Below are 16,111 nucleotides of genomic sequence, written 5' to 3'. Positions count from 1 at the left end.
CAGCCGTGCTTGTCGATCAGCCGTGCTTCTCGATGTACGCGGCGAAGCCGTCGAGCAGGCGGCCCAGGCCCAGTTCGAAGAGAGCGTCGCCGTCGTCGCCGTCGTCTTCGAAGGTGAAGGTGTCCTCGGAGAGCTGGGCGAGGTGCGGGTAGCGGCCGCTTTCCATGGCGCGGACCAGGAAGGGGCCCTGGATCTTCCACCACTCCTCGTCGGTCATGCCGGTGCGCTTCTCGGCCATTGCCGAGTTCAGCCGGGTGCGCGCCGCGCCCGCGACGTAGCCCTCCACGATCACCAGCAGCCGTATCTTCTCCGGGTCGGGCAGGGCGAGGCCGGACATGCCGCGGATCGTGTGCTCCAGTACGTCCACCGAGTTGGGGCCCAGGAGCGGGCGCGTCTGGTCGACCTGGAGCAGCCAGGGGTGGCGGTGGTGGAGCTGCCAGGCGCGGCGTGCGACGTTTTCCAGGACGGCCCGCCAGCCGGCCTCGGGGCCGGGGAACGCGTCGGCGCCGAATGCGGCGATCTTGTCGAGCATCAGGTCCAGCAGCTCGCCCTTGCCCGGGACGTAGCGGTAGAGCGACATCGTGCCGACGCCCAGCTCGGCGGCGACCCGGCGCATCGAGACGGCGCCGATCCCCTCGGCGTCGGCGACCGCGATCGCGGCGGTGACGATCCGGTCGAGGGTCAGGCCGGGCTTGGGCCCGCGGGTGGGGCGCTCGGCGGTGCCCCAGAGCAGCTCCATGCTGCGGGCCGCGTCGCCGCTGCCGCTGTGTTCTGTCGTCATGGTGCGCTCAGTCTAAGCGGCCGCGGAAAAACAGGGTACGGCGTACGCGGTTGTCGGGTACGGTGACCCCGGAAACTGAGTACGGCGTACCCGATTTCGGGGGCCGGGAAGGACGGGGAGGCACATGACCACAGCGGCATCCGGAGCGGCGGTCCTGGCGGAGGGCCTGACCAAGCGGTACGGGGACAAGCGGGCGCTCGACGGCTTCGACCTCGCCGTGCGGCGCGGCACCGTACAGGGCCTGCTCGGCCCCAACGGCGCCGGCAAGACCACCGCCGTACGCATCCTGGCGACCCTGCTGCGCCTGGACGGCGGGCGGGCGGCCGTCGCCGGGCACGACGTGGCGCGTGAACCGCACGCCGTACGCAAGCGGATCGGCCTGGCCGGGCAGTACGCCGCCGTCGACGAGATCCTGACCGGGCGGCAGAACCTGGAGATGTTCGGCCGGCTGTTCCACCTCGACGGGCGGCGGGCCAGGGCCCGGGCGGCCGAGCTGCTGGACCGCTTCGGCCTGTCCGACGCCGCAGGCAAGCAGGTCCGGACCTACAGCGGCGGCATGCGGCGGCGCCTGGACCTGGCTTCCAGCGTGCTGCTCGCGCCCGAGGTGCTGTTCCTGGACGAGCCGACCACCGGACTCGACCCGCGCAGCCGCAACGAGGTCTGGGAGACCGTCCGGGGCCTGGTCGCGGGCGGCACGACGGTCCTGCTGACCACGCAGTACCTCGACGAGGCCGACCAGCTGGCCGACCGGATCGCCGTCATCGACCACGGCCGGACCATCGCCGAGGACACCCCGGACGGGCTGAAGCAGGGCATCGGCGGCGACCGCGTCCAGGTGGTGCTGCGGGACGCCGCCGAACTGCCGCGGGCGGCGGCGATCGTGGCACGGGTGGCAGCGGACGGCGCCGCGCCGGACACGGACGTGGCGGAACGACGGGTCGGCGCACCGGTGACGGACGGCGTGGCGGCGCTCACCGAGGTGGCACGGGCGCTCCAGGACGCGGGGGTCGGCGTGGCGGACATCGGGCTGCGGCGACCGACGCTGGACGAGGTGTTCCTGCGGCTGACGGGGCACCGTACGGCGGACGGAGGGCCGGGCGGCACCGGAGACGGTACGGCCGGGACCGCCCGCTCCTACGGGACGGAGGCCGCCGCATGAGCACCCCTGCCACCGACGCCCCCACTCCCGCCCCCGAGCGGCGCCTGTACTGGGCCCTCGCCGACTGCTGGACCATCGTCCGCCGCGACCTCACCCACCTCGTCCGACAACCGGTCAACATCGCCTGGCAGCTGGGCTTCCCGATCGTCTCCGTCCTGCTCTTCGTCTACGTCTTCGGCAGCGCGATGGACGTCGGCGGCGAGGGCTCCTACCGGGACTACGCCATGCCCGGCATGTTCGCCATGACGATGGCCTTCGGCTTCATGAACACCGCGGTGCTGGTCGCGGTCGACAAGGAGCGGGGTGTGACCGACCGGTTCCGTTCGATGCCGATGGCGCGTTCGGCGGTGGTCAGCGGCCGGGGCGTGGCGGACGTGATCGGCGCGGCGCTGGATCTCGTGGTGCTGGCGGTGATCGCCGTCGTCGTCGGCTGGCGTTCGGACGGCAGCGCCCTCGCCACCCTGGCTGCCTTCGCCCTGCTGCTGCACCTGCGCTTCGCGCTCATCTGGGCGGGGGTGCTGCTGGGGCTGCTGGTGCCCAACCAGGAGGCGGCGGGCGGGCTGTTCGCGCTGGCCTTCCCGTTCGGCATGATCTCCAGCGTCTTCACGCCGCCGTCGATGATGCCGGACTGGCTGGGCGCGATCGCGATGTGGAACCCGGTCTCCTCGACGGCGAACGCCGTCCGGGAACTGTTCGGCCGGCCCGGCGCGACCGGGGACAGCTGGATCGAGCAGCACGCCCTGCTGATGGCGGTGGTCTGGCCGCTCGTCCTCACGGCCGTCTTCCTGCCGCCGGCGGTACGCCGCTTCCAGCGCCTCAGCCGCTGAGAGCCCGGGTCATGCACCAGGCCGGGCCCCGGCGGGTGCGTCCCGCCGGGGCCCGGCCTGGTGGGTCGGTGTTCCCTACAGCTTGCCGATGACGTGGTCGATGCAGGCGGTCAGCGCCTCGACGTCCGCCGGGTCGACCGCCGGGAACATCGCCACCCGCAGCTGGTTGCGGCCCAGCTTGCGGTACGGCTCGGTGTCGACGATGCCGTTGGCGCGCAGCGCCTTGGCGACGGCGGCCGCGTCGATCTCGTCGTCGAAGTCGATGGTGCCGATGACCTGGGAGCGCTTGGCCGGGTCGGTGACGAACGGCGTCGCGTACTTGGAGTCCTCGGCCCAGCCGTACAGCGTGCGCGAGGAGGTCGCGGTGCGCCGCACCGCCCAGTCCAGGCCGCCCTGGCCGTTGATCCACTCCAGCTGCTCGTTGAGCAGGAAGAGGGTGGCCAGCGACGGGGTGTTGTACGTCTGGTTCTTCAGCGAGTTGTCGATCGCCGTCGGCAGCGAGAAGAATTCCGGGATGTGCCGGCCGGAGGCGTGGACGGCGCGGGCGCGCTCCAGGGCGGCGGGGGAGAAGACGCCGATCCACAGGCCGCCGTCGGAGGCGAAGGACTTCTGCGGCGCGAAGTAGTAGACGTCGGTCTGCGCGATGTCCACGGGCAGGCCGCCCGCGCCGGAGGTGGCGTCCACCAGCACCAGGGAACCGGCGTCCGCGCCCGCCACGCGCTGGACGGGGGCGGCGACGCCGGTGGAGGTCTCGTTGTGGGTGAAGGCGTAGACGTCCACGCCCTGCTCCGCCTTCGGCTCCGGGTGGCTGCCCGGGTCGGCGGAGATCGTCGTGGGCTCGGCCAGCCACGGCGCCAGCTTGGCGGCCTTGGCGAACTTCGAGGAGAACTCGCCGAAGGTCAGGTGCTGGGACTTGTTCTCGATCAGGCCGTGGGTCGCGATGTCCCAGAACGCGGTGGAACCGCCGTTGCCGAGGACGACCTCGTAGCCCTCGGGGAGCTGGAACAGGTCACGTACGCCGTCGCGTACCTTGCCGACCAGGTTCTTGACCGGAGCCTGGCGGTGGGACGTACCGAGCAGGGAACGTCCGGTGGCGGCGAGGGCGTCGAGCGCCTCCGTACGCACCTTGGAGGGGCCCGCGCCGAAGCGACCGTCGGCGGGCTTGATGTCAGCGGGAATCTGGATATCAGCCACGGGCGAAGCGTAATCCGTCACGGGGCCCGGTCAGGACCAGGGTCCACCGGGTGAGACGGAATGCGGGCGGCCGGTTGACGTGCGGGTGTTTCCTCGGGCTCGGTCTTCGGGGTGGCCGCCTCAGGGGCGTCCGTCTCCGAGCCCGCCGTCTTCGGGGTGCCCGCCTTCGAGGTGCCCGTCTCTGAAGTGCCCGTCTCCGGCCCCCCGTCCCCCCGGCGCCCGCGTACAAGGCCGTGACCGAAGCGGCGGCCCGCGCCAGTTCCGCCCGGGCCTCCGGAGGCTCCAGGACCTCCAGGGACGTACCGAACTGGAGCAGTTGGCGGACCGCGTGCAGCTCCTGCAACGCTAGTTCGACCGTCACCCACGTCCCGTCGGTGTCCTGCGGCGGCTCCTCCAGCGCCGGCCCGACGATACGGGTGAACAGGTCCAGCCGGGACCGGAGCACCCGGGCCGTCACCCGCAGCCCGGCCGGCCGGCTCTCCACCTGCTGCCGCAGCGCCTCCCACGCGTCGGCCAGCTCCACGCCGGCGCGGCGCTGGACGGGCGTGTCGAGCACGGTGGCCGTCACCACGCGGTCGGCCCGGAAGAGCTGCGCGCGCCGCCGCCGGTCCGCGACGAGGTACCAGGTCCCGGCCTTCGAGACGAGCCCGTACGGGTCGACGGTGTACGTACGCGCCTCGGTCGCGCCGCTGTGCCGGTACCGCAGCCGCAGCCGCCGGTCCGCGAAGACCGCGGTGTGCAGCGTGTCCAGGTCCACGGCCGGGCGGGGCCCGGACAGCCAGCGCCCGGGGTCGACCAGGACGCGGCGGCTGGTCAGCTCGGCGGCGGGCCGGTGCGGCGCGGGCAGCGCGGCCATCACCTTGCGGAGCGCGGACCCGAGCGCGTCGTCCAGCCCCAGCGCGTGGTGCGCCCCCTCGGCGGCCAGCACGAACAGCGCCCGCGCCTCGTCGGTGGTCAGCCCGGTCACGTCCGTACGGAACCCCGGCAGCAGCGCGATCCCGCCGTGCCGCCCCCGCTCCGCGTACACCGGCACCCCGGCCGCCGACAGTGATTCGATGTCGCGGTAGATCGTGCGGACGGAGACCTCCAGCCGGCCGGCCAGCTCGGCGGCGGGCACCCGGCCACGGGTCTGGAGGAGCAGCAGGATCGAGAGGAGGCGGTCGGATTTCACGCGGGCCAGTCTTCCGGACGGCGGGACGGGAAAAGGTGACGGCAGGTGTCAGGTTATGGCGGCAGAGTCGCGGCCATGAACACCACGTACCGCACCGTTCCCGCAGTCTCCGCCGCCCCTGCCGAGCCGGCTGCCCCTGCCGCCCCTGCCGCCCCCGCCGAATTGGCCGCCCAGGTCGCCGGCATCGTCCTCGTCCCCGGTGACGAGGGCTACGACGCGGAGCGCTCCGGCTTCCAGGCCGGGCACCGGCACCGGCCGTCGGTGATCGTCGGCGCGGCGGGCGCGGCCGACGTCGCGGCGGCGGTGCGCTGGGCCCGCGCCAACGGCCTGCCGGTCTCCGTACAGTCGACCGGACACGGCCTGTCGGCGGCCACCGTCGGCGGGCTGCTGATCAGCACCCGCCGGATGGACGAGGTCCGCGTCGACGCGGAAGCCCACACCGCGTGGGCCGGGGCGGGCGCCCTGTGGGCCGACGTGATCGAGGCGGCGGCGCCGTACGGGCTGGCGCCGGTGAACGGCTCGTCGCCCGGCGTGGGCGTGGTGGGATACACGCTCGGGGGCGGGCTGGGCATTCTGGGCCGGGAGTTCGGTTACGCGTCGGACCGGGTGCGGCGGGTGGAAGTGGTCACCGCCGACGGCGCGTTGCGCCGGGTCACGGCGGAGCACGACGCCGGCCTCTTCCGGGCGCTGCTCGGCGGCGGCCACGGCCTGGGCGTGGTGACCGGCCTGGAGTTCGGGCTGGTGCCGGTGGAGCGGGTGTACGGCGGCCAACTGGTCTTCGGCGCCGACCTGATGGACGAGGCGCTGGCTACGTACCTGGCCTGGACGGAGGAGTTGCCGGACGCGCTGACCTCGTCGGTCGGGCTCATCGCGTACCCCGACATCCCAGTGGTGCCCGGCCATCTGCGCGGGCGCCACCTCGCGCAGATCCGGATCGCGTACACGGGGCCGGCGGAGGAGGGGGAGCGGCTGGTCGCGCCGCTGCGCGCGGTCGGGCCGCGGGTGGCCGACACGCTGCGCGAGATGCCGTACACCGAGTCGCACACCATCCACCAGGACCCGGAGACACCGCACGCCTACGACGGTGACGGCATCCTGCTCAGCGGCCTGGACGCAGCGGAACTGCGCACGGTGACCGCGCTGACCGGACCGGACGCCCCGCTGATGACCGTGGTCCAGCTCAACCACCTCGGCGGCGCGCTCGCCACCGGCGGCGGCTCCGTCGGCCACCGGGACGCGCGCTACCTGCTGCGCCTGCTGTCGCCGCTGGACGGCACGGACACCGGTACCGTACGGGCCCTGCACGCGGAGGTGCGGACGGCGCTGGCGTCCCGGGCGGCCGGCCGCAGCGTCAACTTCCTGTTCGGTGAGCACGGTGACGAGGCGGCCGACGCGTACGAGCCGGAGGTGTACGCGCGGCTGGCGCGGGCCAAGGCGGCGTACGACCCGGAGAACCTGTTCCGGGCGTAACCGGGTGCAGCACGCGAAAGCGGGAGGGAGCGCCCCCGGCCGAGTGGGCAGGCTGGGGGCATGGCTGATCGTACGGAGACACGCGGGACGCGGAACGGCACGCCGGGCGACGGGACGCCGGACGCCCGGACGCGGGACCTGGCACGGGAGTTGGCCGACGCCGTACGCGGCGAGGTCTCGCTCGCCGCCGGGGACCGGGCACTGATGACCATGGACGCGTCCAACTACCGGCGGGTGCCGCGGGCGGTGGTCGCGCCACGGGACGCGGCGGATGTCGCCGCCGTGCTCCGCGTGTGCCGCGAGCGCGGCGTACCGGTGGTGCCGCGCGGTGGCGGCACGAGCATCGCCGGGCAGGCCACCGGAACCGGCGTGGTGCTGGACTTCACCCGGCACCTGCGGCGGATCGTGTCGCTGGACCCCGAGGCCGCCACGGCGGTCGTCCAGCCGGGCGTGGTCCTGGACGACCTGCGGGCGGCGGCCGGCGCGCACGGCCTGACCTTCGGGCCCGACCCGTCCACGCACAGCCGCTGCACCCTCGGCGGCATGATCGGCAACAACTCCTGCGGCTCGCACTCGGTGGCCTGGGGCACCACCGCCGACAGCGTGCGCGAGCTGGAGATGCTGACGTACGGAGGCGAGCGGCTGCGCGCCGGCCGCGGCACGGCAGCCCTGGACGCGCTCCCCCAGCGGCTGCGGGACGGCGTACGAACCCTCGTCGACGGCGACTTGGCCCTGCTCCGCACCGGGTACCCGGACCTCCCGCGCCGCATCTCCGGCTACGCGCTGGACGCCCTCCTCCCCGAGCAGGGCACCGACCTGGCGCGGGCGCTCACCGGCAGCGAGGGCACCCTCGGCGTGCTGACCGAGGCCACCGTCGCGCTGGTCAGGCCACCGGCGGCCAAGGTGCTGGCGGTGCTCGGGTACGTGGACGAGAGCGCGGCGGCGGAGGCGGCGCACACGCTGCTCCCGTACCGGCCGCTGACCGTCGAGGGCATGGCGGCGGACCTGGTGGGCAGCGCGGCGGGCCTGCCCAAGGGCGGCGCCTGGCTGTTCGTCGAGATGGGCGGCGACGAGCCCGGCGAGGCGACGGCCCGCGCCGAGGAGCTGTGCCGGGGCGCGGGCGCGGCGACGACCGACCACACGGTCGTCACCGACCCGGCGCGGCAGCGCGCCCTGTGGCGGGTGCGCGAGGACGCCTCCGGCACCGCGACCCGGATGCCGGACGGCTCCGAGGCGTGGCCCGGCTGGGAGGACTGCGCGGTGCCGCCCGAGCGGCTCGGCGCCTACCTGCGCGACTTCCGGGCGCTGCTGGCCCAGTACGGCCTGCGCGGCACGCCGTACGGGCACTTCGGGGACGGCTGCATCCACGTACGGATCGACTTCGACCTGCTGACCGCCCCCGGCGTCCGCCGGTTCCGCGCGTTCTCCGGCGACCTGGGCGACCTGGTCGTCGCGCACGGCGGTTCGCTCTCCGGCGAGCACGGCGACGGCCAGGCACGCGCCGAACTGCTGCCGAAGATGTACGGCACCGCACTGGTCGGCCTCTTCGAACGCTTCAAGGACCTGTGGGATCCGGCGGGCGGCCTGAATCCCGGCATGCTCGTCCGGCCGCACCGGATGGACGAGAACCTGCGCTTCGCGCCGCTGCCGGCCCGCCCGGTGGACGTGACGTTCGGCTACCCGCACGACAGCGGCGACTTCGCCGCGGCCGTACGCCGCTGCGTAGGCGTCGCCAAGTGCCGGAACGCCGCCCCGTCCGGCTCGGCCGTGATGTGCCCGTCCTACCGCGCCACCGGCGAGGAACGGCACTCCACCCGGGGCCGCGCCCGGCTGCTGCACGAGATGCTGGCCGGCGAGGTGATCACCGACGGCTGGCGGTCCGAGGAGGTACGGGACGCGCTGGACCTGTGCCTGTCCTGCAAGGGCTGCCGCAGCGACTGCCCGGTGGGCGTGGACATGGCCACGTACAAGGCCGAGTTCCTGCACCACCACTACGCGGGGCGGCTGCGGCCCGCCGCGCACTACTCGATGGGCCGCCTGCCGCGTTGGCTGCGCGCGGCGGCCCCCGTGGCACCACTGCTCAACGCCCTGTCCCGGACCCCGCTGGCGGCGGCCGGCAAGCGCCTCGGCGGCATCGCACCCCAACGGGCGATCCCGGAACTGGCCACCGAACCGTTCGTACGGTGGTGGGCGAAGCGGGCGGCGCCCTCCGGGGCGCCCGCGGACCCGGCCGTCCTCCTGTGGCCGGACACCTTCACCAACTACCTCGCCCCCGAAGTGGGCCGCGCCGCCGTCCACGTCCTGGAGGCCGCCGGGCTCACCGTCCGCCTGCCCGCGCCCGGCCGCCGCCGGGCACCGCTGTGCTGCGGCCTGACCTGGGTCTCGACCGGCCAGCTCGACCAGGCCCGCACGGTCATGCGCCGTACGGTGGACGCCCTCGACCCGCTGCTCGCGGACGGCACCCCCCTCACGGTCCTCGAACCGAGCTGCGCCGCGGCCCTCCGCACCGACCTCCCCGAGCTCCTCCCCGACGACCCCCGGGCCGCCCGGCTGGCCGCGTCCGTACGCACCTTCGCCCAGACCCTGGAGGAACAGGCCCCCACCTGGGAGCCGCCGCGCCTCGACCGCCCGGCCGTCGGCCAGACCCACTGCCACCAGCACGCCGTCCTGGGCGAGGCGGCCGAACAGCGCCTGCGCGCCCGGGCCGGGCTGGACGGCGGTCTCAGCGGCGGCTGCTGCGGCCTGGCCGGGAACTTCGGCTTCGAGCGCGGTCACTACGACGTGTCCGTGGCCTGCGCCGAGGAACAGCTCCTGCCGTCCGTACGGGACGCGGCCCCCGGCACCGAGATCCTCGCCGACGGCTTCTCCTGCCGTACCCAGATCGGCCAGCTCACCGACCGGCGCGCCCGGCACCTGGCGGAGGTACTGGCCGAGGCGCTGCCACCGCAGCCGGACTGAAGCACCTGCCACACTCCCGACAAGGGACGGAACACCGCATTCCGCCCTCATGCCTTCCAGGCATAACCCCAAGTGGAAAGGGCATTTCACGGCCGGCGAGGCGGGCCTTAGCGTGGGCGTGTGAACGAGTCGCGCAACGAGCCCACCAGCCTGCCACCCCTGCCCCCGGCCCCCGGACCGAGCCCCGCGGCGGTCCCGGCCTCACCCGAGGTCCGGGCCGCCGAGAAGAACGCGGCGACGGGCGGGCGCCTGACATCCGTGGCGCTGGTCATCGGCGGGATCATCTCGCTGCAGTTCGGCGCCTCGGTCGCGGTGCTGCTCTTCCCCCGGGCCGGCGCGCTCGGCGTGGTCACCCTCCGCCTGGTCGTCGCCGCCCTCGTCCTGATGATCGTCTGCCGTCCGAAGATCCGCGGCTACAGCCGCGGCGACTGGGCCACCGTCCTCGCCTTCGGCGTCGCCCTGGCCGGCATGAACTCCCTCTTCTACGAGGCCATCGACCGCATCCCACTGGGCGCCGCCGTCACGCTGGAGTTCATGGGCCCGCTGATCCTGTCGGTGGTCACCTCCCGGCGCGCGCTGAGCCTGCTGTGGGCGGCCCTCGCACTGGGCGGCGTGGCCCTGCTCGGCCGGGAGGGCTTCGACGGCCTCGACCCGCTCGGCGCGGCCCTGGCCCTGTCGGCCGGCGCCCTGTGGGCCGCGTACATCCTCCTGTCCTCCCGCGCCGGCCAACGCTTCCCCCAGGCGGACGGCCTCGCCCTGGCCATGTCGGTGGCCGCGCTCCTCAGCCTCCCGCTGGGCATCACCACCGCCGGCACGGCCCTCCTGAACCCGGCCACGATCGGCCTCGGTGCCGCCGTGGCCCTCCTCTCCTCGGTCACGCCCTACACCCTCGAACTCCTGGCCCTGCGCAAACTCCCCGCCTCCGGCTTCGCCGTCCTCATGAGCCTGGAGCCGGCCGCCGGCGCCCTGGCCGGCTTCCTGGTCCTCCACCAGTCCCTGGGCTGGACCGAACTGGTGGCGATCGGGTTGGTGGTGCTGGCGAGCGTGGGGGCGGTGCGGAGTACGGGTGGGGTGGGGTGAAGAGCTAAGTTTGACACGATTACCCAGTCATGGGGGCATAGTGGCATGTTGTATGAGGCTCCGGTCCTGGACGCCGATGACCACCGCGTCCTGGCGGAGATCGAAAAGATGCGGCAGCAGCTGCGGCATGTGCTGCGTGCCCAGCCTCGCTGGTCGGTTCAGCTGCGGCGGAATCTGACCGCACGGGCGATCGCCGGGTCGAACGCCATCGAGGGCTACGCCGCGACCGTGGACGATGTCGAGGCCCTGATGGCGGGCGAGGAGCCGTTGGAGACAGCCGACCGCACCCGGGTCGAGCTGGAGGGCTACCAGCGGACGATGACGTACATCCAGGCCCTGGCCGACGCCGGTGCCGACTTCCGCTACGACGCCGGCCTGATCAACGGCCTGCACTTCATGCTGCAAGGCCACCACCTGGACAAGCGGCCGGGCCGCTGGCGGGACGGGCCCGTCTTCGTCACCAGTTCCGACGACCCGGTGGTGCCCGCCTACACCGCCCCCGGCCACCCGGACGTGCCGGCGCTGATGGCAGAGCTGATCGACTGGCTCAATCACGGGGACATGGACGCCCCGGTGCACGTGCGGGCCTCGATGGCGCACCTGAACCTCGTCAACATCCACCCGTGGAAGGACGGCAACGGACGCATGTCCCGCGCCGTCTCCACGTTGGTGTTCGCCCGCGAGGCCGACAGTCTGCTGCCGCCGGAGTTCTCCTCCATCGAGGAGTGGCTCGGCCGTGGACAGAACACCTACGGCTACTACCGCGTCCTGCAGCAGGTCGGCGGCCCCACGTGGTCCCCCGAGCGTGACACGCACCCGTGGGTCCGTTTCTGTCTCGAAGCCCATCACCGCCAGGCCCAGCAGGCCCAGCGCCGCACCGACCTGCTCTCCCGTGCCTGGGTTCACCTCTCCGAGGCCGCCGAGGAGTCCGGGCTGGACGAGCGCACGGTCTACGCGCTGCTGCCGGCGTTCTGGGGATCGAAGGTGCGCCGTACCGTCTACCAGCAGGATGCCGAGCTCTCCGACCAGCAGGCCATCCGCGACATGCGCGAACTGGTCCGCCTGGGATGGCTGGTGCCGCACGGCAAGGCCCGGGCCCGCTTCTACGCGCCCGGCCCCCGGATGGACGCTGCCCAGCAGGAGGTGCGCCAGTCCGTGGCCCCCTACGCGGACCCCTACGGCGCCCGGGACTGACCCACACCCACCCCGCACCCTCCTACCCAGAAAATCATGCAGGCGTGCTTGATTGTTTCTCCCGGCGCTGTCACGCTCGGAGCCGCAACCCGCACCGTGTGAGTCAACGTGCCCTGCCCGTGCGGCAGATGGCTGACGAGGGGAGTGCCGCGTGTCCGACGCCGAGGCCGTGCTGGCGGACTTGAGGGACGAGGGGGACGCGCTCGACGCGCTGGTCGGTGGGCTGGCGGCGGCGCGGTGGGCGGAGCCGACGCCGGCCGCGGGCTGGACGATCGCGCACCAGGTCGGGCATCTGGTCTGGACCGACCGGCAGGCTCTGCTGTCCGCGACGGATCCGGACGCCTTCCAGGGTGCGGTCCGGCGGGCGCTGGCCGCGCCGGACACCTTCGTCGACGAGGGCGCCGTGGCGGAAGCACAGGCGCCGCCTGCCGAGTTGCTGGCCCGCTGGCGGGCGGGGCGGAGAGAGCTGTTCGAGGCGCTTGCCACCCGGACGGCCGGGGAGAAGCTGCCGTGGTTCGGTACGGCGATGAGCGCCGCCTCGATGGCCACGGGGCGGCTGATGGAGACCTGGGCGCACGGCCAGGACATCGCCGACGCGCTCGGCGTGACGCGTACGCCTACCGCGCGGCTGCGGCATGTGGCCCGGATCGGCGTACGGGCGCGGGACTTCGCGTACGCGGCCCACGGGCTGCCGGCTCCGGAGGAGGAGTTCCGGGTCGAGCTGCGTGCTCCTGGGGGCGGAACCTGGGCGTACGGTCCGGAGGGCGCGGCGCAGCGGGTGACCGGTGACGCCCTCGGGTTCTGCCTGCTGGTGACCCAGCGCGCTCACCGTGACGATGTGGACGTACGGGCCGAAGGGGCGGACGCGGACCGCTGGCTGGGCATCGCGCAGGCGTTCGCCGGCCCGCCCGGCAAGGGGCGTGAACCGGGCGGGAGCGGTGGGCGGAAGGGCGCCAGGTGACCGGCGCCGGGGCGTGCTGCGCGTCGGCAATGCTTCCGGGTTCTACGGGGACCGCTTCGACGCCGTGCGGGAGATGCTGACCGGCGGCCCGCTGGATGTCCTGACCGGCGATTACCTGGCCGAACTGACCATGCTGATCCTGGGGCGCGACCGGCTCAAGGATCCGGCGCGGGGATATGCGAAGACGTTCCTGCGGCAGCTGGAGGAGGGGCTGGGGCTCGCTGCGGAGCGGGGGGTGCGGGTCGTCACCAATGCCGGGGGGCTCCACCCGGCCGGGCTGGCCGACGCGGTGCGGGAGTTGGCGGCCCGGGTCGGTGTGCCGGTGCGGGTGGCGCATGTGGAGGGTGATGATCTGCTGCCCCGGTACCGGGGACGTGCGGGGGTGCTGACCGCCAACGCCTACCTGGGCGGCGAGGGCATCGCCGCGTGCCTGCGGGCCGGCGCCGATGTGGTGGTGACCGGCCGGGTCACGGATGCCGCCCTGGTCAGCGGGGTGGCGGCGGCCCACTTCGGCTGGGCGCCGGACGATCACGACCGGTTGGCGGGCGCGGTCGTCGCGGGGCATGTCCTGGAGTGCGGTACGCAGGCCACCGGCGGTAATTATTCCTTTTTCGCGGAGGACGGTTTCGCGGCGCACGGTCGGTGCCGGCCTGGCTTTCCGCTCGCCGAGATCGCCGCCGACGGCTCCTCGGTGATCACCAAGCACCCGGGCACGGGCGGCGCGGTGACCGTCGGCACCGTCACGGCCCAGCTGCTGTACGAGACGGCCGGCGCGCGGTATCCGGGGCCGGACGTGACGGCGCGGCTGGACACCGTACGGCTGACGCAGGACGGGGCCGACCGGGTACGGATCGACGGGGTGCGCGGCGAGGCGCCGCCACCGACGCTCAAGGTCGGGCTGACCCGCCTCGGCGGCTGGCGCAACGCCGTGACGTTCGTGCTGACCGGACTCGACATCGAGGCCAAGGCCGCGCTCGTACGGGAGCAGATGGAAGCGGCGTTCGACGCGGCGAAGCGCCGTCCGGCGAGCGTGGAGTGGACGCTGGCCCGCACCGATCACGCGGACGCCGCGGTCCAGGAGGAGGCGAGCGCGCTGCTGCGGCTGGTGGTGCGGGACGCCGACCAGGACGCGGTGGGCCGGGTGGTGAGCGGGGCGGCCGTCGAGCTGGCGCTGGGGAGCATTCCGGGCTTCCACGTGACGGCGCCGCCGGGCAAGGGCGAGCCGTACGGGGTCTTCGAGGCGGAGTACGTGGCCGCGGCGGACGTACCGCACACCGCCGTCCTCCCGGACGGCAGCCGCACCGAACTGTCCCCACCTGTGGAAACCCGCGAGCTGACACCACTCGCCGAACCCCCTCTCCCCGAACCCCTCGCCCACGACGGCCGGACCCGCCGCGCCCCGCTCGGCCTGGTGGCCGGAGCCCGCAGCGGCGACAAGGGCGGTTCGGCCAACGTCGGCGTCTGGGCCCGTACGGACGCCGCCTGGCGCTGGCTGGCGCACGAGCTGACCGTGGAGCGGCTGCGCGAGCTGCTCCCGGAGGCCGCGGACCTGCCCGTCACCCGCCACGTCCTGCCCAACCTGCGTTCCCTGAACTTCGTGATCGACGGCCTGCTCGGCGCGGGCGTCGCCGCGCAGGCCCGCTTCGACCCGCAGGCCAAGGCCGTGGGGGAGTGGCTGCGCGCCCGCCACGTGGACATACCGGAGGTGTTGCTGTGACCGTGCTGGGCAGCCGACTGGACCCGGCGGGGCCCGAGTACGCGGCGAACCGTGCGGCGATGCTCGCCAAGCTGGCGGAGATCGACGCGGAACACGCCAAGGCCCTCGGCGGCGGTGGGGAGAAGTACGTCGAACGGCACCGCAAGCGCGGCAAGCTGCTCGCCCGTGAGCGCATCGAGCTGCTGCTCGACCCGGACACCCCGTTCCTCGAACTGTCGCCGCTGGCCGCCTGGGGCAGCGACTACCCGGTGGGCGCCTCGCTGGTCACCGGCATCGGTGTCATCGAGGGCGTGGAGTGCCTGGTCACCGCCAACGACCCGACCGTACGGGGCGGGGCCAGCAACCCCTGGACGCTGAAGAAGGCGCTGCGCGCCAACGAGATCGCCTTCGCCAACCGGCTGCCCGTCGTCTCGCTCGTCGAGTCCGGCGGTGCGGACCTGCCCAGCCAGAAGGAGATCTTCATCCCGGGCGGGGCGCTGTTCAAGGACATCACCCGGCTGTCCGCGGCCGGCATCCCCACCGTGGCGGTGGTCTTCGGGAACTCGACCGCGGGGGGCGCGTACATCCCGGGCATGTCCGATCACGTGATCATGGTCAAGGAGCGGGCGAAGGTCTTCCTCGGCGGGCCGCCGCTGGTCAGGATGGCCACCGGCGAGGAGAGCGACGACGAGTCGCTGGGCGGCGCCGAGATGCACGCCCGTACGTCCGGGCTCGCCGATCACTTCGCGCTGGACGAGCCGGACGCGCTGCGGCAGGCCCGCCGCGTCGTCGCCCGCCTCAACTGGCAGAAGGCACACGGTGATCCGGGGCCTGCCGAACCACCCAAGTACGACGCGGACGAACTGCTCGGCATCGTCCCGGGCGACCTCAAGGCCCCCTTCGACCCGCGCGAGGTCATCGCCCGCATCGTGGACGGCTCGGACTTCGACGAGTTCAAGCCGCTGTACGGGCCCTCGCTCACCACCGGATGGGCGCGGCTGCACGGCTACCCGGTCGGCATCCTCGCCAACGCGCAGGGCGTGCTGTTCAGCGCGGAGTCGCAGAAGGCCGCGCAGTTCATCCAGCTCGCCAACCAGCGCGACATCCCGCTGCTGTTCCTGCACAACACCACCGGTTACATGGTCGGCAAGGAGTACGAGCAGGGCGGCATCATCAAGCACGGCGCGCAGATGATCAACGCGGTGTCCAATTCGACGGTCCCGCACCTGTCGGTCCTCATGGGCGCTTCGTACGGTGCCGGGCATTACGGCATGTGCGGCCGCGCCTACGACCCGCGCTTCCTGTTCGCCTGGCCCAGCGCGAAGTCCGCCGTGATGGGCCCGCAGCAGCTCGCCGGGGTGCTGTCGATCGTGGCGCGGGCCTCCGCCGCCGCCAAGGGGCAGCCGTACGACGACGAGGCCGACGCCGGGCTGCGCGCCATGGTGGAGCAGCAGATCGAGTCCGAGTCGCTGCCGATGTTCCTGTCCGGGCGCCTGTACGACGACGGCGTCATCGACCCGCGCGACACCCGAACCGTCCTCGGCCTGTGCCTGTCCGCCCTGCACACCGCCCCTGTCGAGGGCGCCCGTGGCGGCTTCGGCGTCTTCCGGATGTGAGGAA

General features: G+C 73.5%; 11 protein-coding genes and 1 pseudogene. 9 read left to right on the top strand and 3 right to left on the bottom strand.

Going from position 1 to position 16,111, the window contains the following annotated elements:
* Window positions 1–16: 16 nt before the first annotated feature.
* Window positions 17–781, bottom strand: a complete 765-nt coding sequence (locus AB0L45_RS18375; RefSeq protein ID WP_365841036.1) for a TetR/AcrR family transcriptional regulator — start codon at window positions 779–781, stop codon at window positions 17–19.
* Window positions 782–905: 124 nt separating this feature from the next.
* Here AB0L45_RS18375 and AB0L45_RS18370 point away from each other — a divergent pair, with 124 nt between their 5' ends.
* Both AB0L45_RS18370 and AB0L45_RS18365 read left to right on the top strand, forming a co-directional pair.
* Complete coding sequence (locus AB0L45_RS18370; RefSeq protein WP_365841034.1) at window positions 906–1,940, top strand: ATP-binding cassette domain-containing protein; 1,035 nt, start codon at window positions 906–908, stop codon at window positions 1,938–1,940.
* The gene (locus AB0L45_RS18365) at window positions 1,937–2,767 is read left to right on the top strand and encodes an ABC transporter permease (RefSeq protein WP_365841032.1); all 831 of its coding nucleotides are present in this window, start codon (window positions 1,937–1,939) and stop codon (window positions 2,765–2,767) included. The genes AB0L45_RS18370 and AB0L45_RS18365 overlap by 4 nt, the downstream gene beginning before the upstream one ends.
* A gap of 75 nt (window positions 2,768–2,842) precedes the next feature.
* Here the strand turns inward: AB0L45_RS18365 and serC are convergent, their stop codons facing one another.
* Both serC and AB0L45_RS18355 read right to left on the bottom strand, forming a co-directional pair.
* Window positions 2,843–3,961, bottom strand: a complete 1,119-nt coding sequence (serC, locus tag AB0L45_RS18360; protein ID WP_365841030.1) for a phosphoserine transaminase — start codon at window positions 3,959–3,961, stop codon at window positions 2,843–2,845.
* 223 nt (window positions 3,962–4,184) lie between these two features.
* Window positions 4,185–5,132: pseudogene (locus tag AB0L45_RS18355) on the bottom strand (YafY family protein); the annotation flags it as partial.
* A 75-nt stretch (window positions 5,133–5,207) separates the two neighbouring features.
* On the opposite strand from AB0L45_RS18355, the gene AB0L45_RS18350 reads away from it, so the two are divergent.
* From AB0L45_RS18350 to AB0L45_RS18320, 7 genes are all read left to right on the top strand, one after another.
* Entirely contained in the window at window positions 5,208–6,602 is a 1,395-nt protein-coding gene (locus tag AB0L45_RS18350; RefSeq protein ID WP_365841028.1) for an FAD-binding oxidoreductase, read from the top strand.
* A gap of 60 nt (window positions 6,603–6,662) precedes the next feature.
* The gene (locus AB0L45_RS18345) at window positions 6,663–9,560 is read left to right on the top strand and encodes an FAD-binding and (Fe-S)-binding domain-containing protein (protein WP_365841026.1); all 2,898 of its coding nucleotides are present in this window, start codon (window positions 6,663–6,665) and stop codon (window positions 9,558–9,560) included.
* 249 nt (window positions 9,561–9,809) lie between these two features.
* Window positions 9,810–10,640, top strand: coding sequence for an EamA family transporter (locus tag AB0L45_RS18340; RefSeq protein ID WP_365841360.1), 831 nt, complete (start codon window positions 9,810–9,812; stop codon window positions 10,638–10,640).
* A gap of 45 nt (window positions 10,641–10,685) precedes the next feature.
* Window positions 10,686–11,834 (top strand): Fic family protein, encoded by a 1,149-nt coding sequence (locus AB0L45_RS18335; RefSeq protein ID WP_365841024.1) that lies wholly within the window; start codon window positions 10,686–10,688, stop codon window positions 11,832–11,834.
* Between the two features lie 151 nt (window positions 11,835–11,985).
* Complete coding sequence (locus AB0L45_RS18330) at window positions 11,986–12,795, top strand: TIGR03084 family metal-binding protein (RefSeq protein ID WP_365841022.1); 810 nt, start codon at window positions 11,986–11,988, stop codon at window positions 12,793–12,795.
* 73 nt (window positions 12,796–12,868) lie between these two features.
* Window positions 12,869–14,512 carry an acyclic terpene utilization AtuA family protein gene (locus tag AB0L45_RS18325; RefSeq protein WP_365841358.1) on the top strand — a complete coding sequence of 548 codons (1,644 nt, stop codon included), beginning with the start codon at window positions 12,869–12,871 and terminating at the stop codon, window positions 14,510–14,512.
* Window positions 14,509–16,107: a carboxyl transferase domain-containing protein gene (locus AB0L45_RS18320; protein WP_365841020.1), complete on the top strand. Its 1,599-nt coding sequence runs from the start codon at window positions 14,509–14,511 to the stop codon at window positions 16,105–16,107. The genes AB0L45_RS18325 and AB0L45_RS18320 overlap by 4 nt, the downstream gene beginning before the upstream one ends.
* Window positions 16,108–16,111 lie beyond the last annotated feature (4 nt).

The organism is Streptomyces sp. NPDC052496 (assembly GCF_040679095.1).
GTDB lineage: Bacteria > Actinomycetota > Actinomycetes > Streptomycetales > Streptomycetaceae > Streptomyces.
Note: the sequence above shows the minus strand (reverse complement) of the source record. Positions and strands in the feature narration are given on the sequence as shown.